Below are 6,068 nucleotides of genomic sequence, written 5' to 3' on the forward strand. Positions count from 1 at the left end.
AGAATAAATCATAAACGAAAAGACATGTGATAAAAAGAACTAGAGAAATTTTATGAAACGTAGGTTGTATCTATCCTCTTCATCTCCTCGAAGAAAAGAATTATTAGACCAAGCAGGTATTCAATTCGATTTTGTTAATGCGCCTGTTGAAGAAACGGGGTTGCCGAATGAAAGCCCTGAATCTTTTGTATTAAGAATGGCAGTGGAAAAGGCCTTGTCAGGGTTTAATAAAGTGCCCGGAAAGGATGTTTGGGTATTGGGAAGTGATACGATTATATTAAAAGACGGTAAAGTATTTGGCAAACCCAAGCATAAAATGGATGCTTACCAAATGCTGATGTCATTTTCAGGTGAAAAGCATACAGTGTTGACGTCGATTGCCATTGTCAATGACGGGGCTGTTTATTCGGACGTCTGCCAAACGACAGTATTTTTTAGATCTATTTCAGATTCAGAGTTTGAACAATACTGGGCAACGGGTGAAGCTGAAGATAAAGCGGGTGCCTATGGCATTCAAGGGCAGGCTGCAAAGTTTATTGAAAAAATTGAAGGAAGTTATTCCGCTGTAATGGGATTGCCTTTATACGAGCTTGATAAATTACTTAAAGAATCAAATTTCTACTCGGAATAAATTTTATGTACAACGAAGAAAAAGTATTAGTGAATGTGACGCCTTCTGAAACTCGAGTCGCCTGGGTTGAAAATGGTGTGCTTCAGGAAGTCTGGATTGAAAGAGCTAATAAAAGAGGATTGGTCGGCAATATTTATATTGGAAAAGTTGATCGGGTTTTGCCTGGGATGCAAGCCGCATTCATTGATATTGGTCTGGAAAGAACCGCTTTTTTACATGTTTCGGATATTTGTAAAAGAGCAATAGGAAAAGAAACTGAAGAAGACTGTGAAGACATTACAAAGTTTTTGCACGCTGGTCAAAAGGTAATGGTTCAGGTTGTAAAAGATCCGATCAGTTCAAAAGGAGCCCGCTTGACTATGCATGTCACCATTCCTTCGAGAATGTTGGTTTATATGCCAGATGAGAAAATGATTGGTGTGTCCCAAAAGATCGAAGGTGCTGAAGAGCGAGAACGACTCCGAGAAGTTATTAATGCCATACCGGAAGTGAAAGAATCTGAAGGTGGTTATATTGTCAGAACCGTAGCTGAAGGGGCTAACTTTCATGAAGTTAGGGCGGACTTAATCTATTTACAAAGACTGTGGGCGGGTATCCAAGAGAAAGCAAAAGGCGTCAAAAAATCGGCTTTGATTTATGAAGATTTACCACTGTACTTACATATTTTGAGAGATATACCGATTGATCGGATTGAAATTATTCGTGTGGACTCCGCAGAGACCTATAAAAAGATGGTCGAGTTTTCGAGTGTTTATGTGATGGATTTATCTGACAAGTTAGGTCTCTACTCGGGAGAACGACCTATCTTTGACCTCTATAGTATTGAAGATGAAATTCAGCAGGCATTGGAAAAGCGTGTAGATCTCAAGTCTGGTGGGTATTTAATTATTGACCAGACAGAAGCCATGACGACCATTGATGTTAATACTGGTGGGTTTGTTGGACACAAAAATTTAGAAGAAACTATTTATCGGACAAATTTAGAAGCGACCCAGGCAATCGCACGCCAGCTACGTTTAAGGAATTTAGGCGGCATCATAATTCTAGATTTAATTGATATGGACGACAAAGAGCACAAAGCTTCTGTTTATTCTGCGTTGCAAAGGGAGTTGCAAAAGGACCGGGTTAAAACGTCTATTACCGAAATATCGAATTTAGGTTTGGTTGAAATGACACGCAAGAGAACTCGTGAGAGTCTGGAAAGAATTCTTTGTGAGCCTTGCCCCGTTTGTCATGGAAGAGGGTCTGTCAAAACACCAGAGACTATTGCATTTGAAGTGTTTCGAGAAATAACCCGTATGGCTAAGTCATTTGATGCGGAGTACTATCGAGTCATCGCTTCAGAGCCAGTTGTCTCGTATATTTTGGATGAAGCATCTGGAAATGTTGCAGAGCTCGAAACGTTTTTAAATAAAAGTATCCGTTTTCAGGCGGAAAGTGGTTATTTTATTGAGCAATTCGATGTGGTGATTTCCTAAATGTTGAAACGCGTTCAACAGCTATTGTTTTTTTTATTAGCCCTTTTTGTTATTTATTTATTAATTGTCAGGGGGGTTATTACCTGGGTTCAATATGCGCCTGACCAATTTTTGTCTTATGTTGAAAAGTGGAATGACTCCACTATTAAAGTTCAAAAAATTTCTATTGACCAAAGCTGGCTTGGATTAGATTTTGAAGTTCAAGGCGTAAGTTATCAAGACGCTACATTATCGGCAAGTTTGGCATCTGCCAGTGGTGATTTAAATGTATTTTCTCCTTTTGTTCCTGATATAAGTTTTGGTAATCGCTTGGTTGTGTCTGGTTTGAATGCAGAAATACGTTCTGTAAATGAAGACTCAGAGGCGCCGTCTCCTTCTAACAGGGAGGATATATGGCATACCGTTTTGACAAGCTGGAAGGCGGTGTCATTTAATAAGGTATGGAAAGTTGTTAACCTAGAAGATATTGTATTTAGTTCAACAACAAAACAGAAAGGGAAAATCACATTAGGCATTGATTCCTTTCAAGCGTATCGGGGTGTTAAATGGTCTTTCGGGGGCATTTTAAGTGTACGAACCCAGCAAAAGCTTTCTACTCGACTCCAGTTAAAAGGCGATTTTGATATTAACTTGTGGGGGAGACTTGAGGAAGGAGACTTGTCTGCTAATTTTTTGACACCTCTTAATTTGGCTAATTTATATCAAGTGATGCCTGAGAGCTGGATTAAAATTTTACCGACCGGTGAGTTGTTGGGAGACCTTTCTCTTGAGGTCAAAAAAGGAGAGTTGTCTAAGCTTCATATTACCAGTAATGCTCAGGACTTAACCTGGCCTGAAAATGATCATTTATTGCCAAAAAGTATAGGGGCTGAACTGAACTGGGTGGCGACGAACCAATTCAGTGGTGATGCGTTAGAAAACTGGCAATTTGAGTTAGAAAAAATTCGTTTTGGAAAAGAGTACTTAAAAACCGTATCCCCCATCTATTTAAGTTTAAAAAATAATAAAACCTTAAAGTTTCAAGCAAATGAGGTCGACTTTAATGTTGTAAAACCTTTTTTTAGCTTACTGATGGAAAAGTTTGACTATCAAGGGTTTGGTAAAAAATTAAATACCTTAAGCTTAAAGAATGTTGATGGATTGCTTGATTTAGATAACCTAGAGTTAAAGTATTTAAGCTTGGAAATACCTAGTATTCAGCTTCCAGCTGATAAAAATTTACCAGGCCTGGCTTTACAAGATTTAAAAATTGAAAAAAATCACCAAGATATTTGGCTCAAGACGCCCTCGCCAATTAACCTTTCAATCAATGCGATTAGTTCTTACCCAATAGCTTTAGATGTAAAGCAAGGGTTGCATTTTCAACTTGTTCATAAAAATCGTCAGTGGCGAACGACTAATGCTCATTTCACGCTTGATGAAATGCCTGTCAATTTAACTGCGACAGGAGATTTTTCAGGAAAGCTTGATTTAGACATGACTATCCAGCCTGGCAGTCTAGTTTTTGTCAAAAAATACCTTCCATACAGTTTGATGTCTTCTAAATTAGAAAAATGGTTAAAGACCGCTCTAGTAGGGGGTGATGATATTACTGGACATTTGAAAGTAAAAGGAAACTTGAATGACTTTCCATTTAAGCATCAAGAAGGTGTTTTTGAGGCAACCGCTGATATTCATAAGGCCGTGTTGCAGTTTCAGCCAGATTGGCCAGCATTGAAGGGCTTTTCGGCAAAGTTGAAGTTTACCCCTTATAACCTGCAAATTACATCGAAAAAAGTCGATTTAGGCCAAGTCGCCGGGCATGATGTGGTGGTTGATATAAACAACTTGGAAACAAAGAATATTGCCGTTCAAGTAAAAGGTAAGGCTGAAGCGAATGCTAGTAACGCTATTGAGTACCTTTTAAAAACACCCTTGGCTAAAAAGATTGGGGTGTCACCTTTTTTACAAGAAGATGCTGAATTGTCGGGCCTTGTGTCGATTGTGTTTTCTAAAATATGGATTCCGGTTTATGGTTACGATAAAAAGGAAGAAGCTATTGAAGCTCGAATCGATTTCGATAAAGTGAATTTAACTTTATATGATCGATTGGTGTTTACAGAAGTTCAAGGAAAGCTTAACTTTACTGAACAAAGTCTTTCATCTGAAAAAATATCCGCTCTCTTTCAGGGCGGAGAAGTCAATACATCTGTCTTAACTAAAAATGGCGTGGCTTTTATTAATTCGGAAGGCCAAGCAAAGTTTAATGAGTCTTTATATAAAGGCTTGTTGCCATGGAAAACCTCACTTCAAATCCCATTTAAAAAGAAAGAAAGAATAAAAATGGTCGCAGATGTCGATTTAACAAAGATGGAAAGTTCTCTTCCAGCACCGTTAAATGAAGAAAATATGCGCGAGTCTAATATTCGACCTAAGGCTTTCCACTCAAAAATTGAAGTGGCGGATGATTTGCTTGATATTAGTTTCGCCCTAGGTGATTTGATAAAAGCCAAAACTCAGTATTCATTTTCTAAAAAATCGTTTAATCAATTGTCTGCAATTATTGGGGAAGATAAACCAATTCCTAAGAAAGCTTCTAATGATGCTTTTTTGATTGCCGGTTCATTAGATACTTTAGATCTCGACGGTTGGTTGTCTATCTGGCCAGAAATAAAAGATAAGCTTGGTTTTAAGTTTTCTTCTGAGCAAAATAAACACACCAATACAAAATGGCAAAGTTCTAAGCTGCATTTAAATAAAGTGATTTTAGCCGGTTATGATTTTAATGGTGTTGATGTTAACTGGACAACGCTTAAGGAAAATGAGTTAGAAAATTTGGCGATCAGTGTTAAAGGAAAGGATGTTGAGGCGGTCGCAAGCAAACTTTCAAATGGCGACTATGAAGTTAAGCTATCAAAGCTGAATATGGTTTCACCAGTCAAAGACCCAGAAGAACTCGAGAAGAAACAGCCCTGTAAAGAGGCCAGTAGTGAGGTTGTTCCTGATACAAAGATTTATTTCCAGGGGCAGAATATTAATCTTAATGGTAAAAAAATTGCACAACTTAGGTTTAATGTAATAGATACCTCTGAGAAGTTGACGTTGTCAAAGATTAATATTCAGCCTGAAGGGGTCAAAGGTGTTTTTAATGGGCAGTATCAATATGATAAAGTGAAGAACGTTAGTCAGTTATCAGGTACAGCAGATTCTGATGATGTTGAGAATGTCACTTTATTTTTAGGTCTTAAGAAAGGGTTTAAAGGTAAACAAGCAGACATGTCGGTCGATTTGAACTGGAACGGTAATTACCAATGCTATTCTTTGATAGGGCTGAAAGGCGATGTATCGTTTGAGTTGCAGGATGGAGTGATCAAAGATGCAGAACCTGGTATAGCAAGAATCTTAGGGTTGCTAAGTTTTGAATCACTTGCGAGAAGATTGCAATTAAATATTAAAGATGTAACTGATGCTGGACTGGCATATGATTCAATAAAAGGAAAAGGTCAATTTAATAGAGGGGTGTTTAGTTTTGAGAAACTCAACCTAAAAGCACCTGCGGCTAAAGCCAAAGTGTTTGGAGAAGTGAATCTGGTACAAAAGGAACTTGATTTATCAGCTGAGATTACACCCTCTATCGGCAGTTCCCTTCCCGCTATCGCAGCGATAAGTGGTGTGGCAACCCCTATAGCCGGTTTAGCCGCTTATGCCTTGATGAAATTAGTCCCCATTGTGAATGAAGATCTTGTGACTTATCGATATGAAGTTAAAGGAACATTTGATTCACCACAAATTAAGGCTAAGGGATTGAATCTAGACCTAATAAACCTTAAAGGGCAATCTGGAATTAAAGGTCAATCAATTCTGGATTCAGAATAAAATGAAAAAACTGTAAAAAAAGTAAAGAAAAGGGTTGCAAAAAAACGGGTGGCGGTTAGAATACGCATCTCTTTCAAACAGAGCCCAAATAAAGCAGCCAAGGC

General features: G+C 38.1%; 3 protein-coding genes. All 3 read left to right on the forward strand.

Annotation, left to right across the window (positions count from 1 at the left end; all coding sequences use genetic code 11):
* The first annotated feature begins 52 nt into the window (after nt 1-52).
* Genes P8629_RS10250 through P8629_RS10265 form a run of 3 tightly spaced genes read left to right on the forward strand, consistent with a single transcriptional unit; the run spans nt 53 to nt 5,964 of the window.
* Nucleotides 53-631: a Maf family protein gene (locus tag P8629_RS10250; protein ID WP_278166042.1), complete on the forward strand. Its 579-nt coding sequence runs from the start codon at nt 53-55 to the stop codon at nt 629-631.
* A gap of 5 nt (nt 632-636) precedes the next feature.
* Nucleotides 637-2,109: a ribonuclease G gene (gene rng / locus P8629_RS10255; RefSeq protein ID WP_278166043.1), complete on the forward strand. Its 1,473-nt coding sequence runs from the start codon at nt 637-639 to the stop codon at nt 2,107-2,109.
* Complete coding sequence (locus P8629_RS10265; protein WP_442908698.1) at nt 2,110-5,964, forward strand: YhdP family phospholipid transporter; 3,855 nt, start codon at nt 2,110-2,112, stop codon at nt 5,962-5,964. It abuts the gene before it with no gap.
* The last annotated feature ends 104 nt before the right edge of the window (nt 5,965-6,068 follow it).

Source organism: Hydrogenovibrio sp. 3SP14C1 (genome assembly GCF_029625905.1).
Classification (GTDB): Bacteria; Pseudomonadota; Gammaproteobacteria; order Thiomicrospirales; family Thiomicrospiraceae; genus Hydrogenovibrio.

Excerpts from the sequence above, each read along its gene's own strand:
- P8629_RS10250 (WP_278166042.1), top strand. The coding sequence starts at position 53 with ATGAAACGTAGGTTGTATCTATCCTCTTCATCTCCTCGAAGAAAAGAA.
- rng (WP_278166043.1), top strand. The coding sequence starts at position 637 with ATGTACAACGAAGAAAAAGTATTAGTGAATGTGACGCCTTCTGAAACT.
- P8629_RS10265 (WP_442908698.1), top strand. The coding sequence starts at position 2,110 with ATGTTGAAACGCGTTCAACAGCTATTGTTTTTTTTATTAGCCCTTTTT.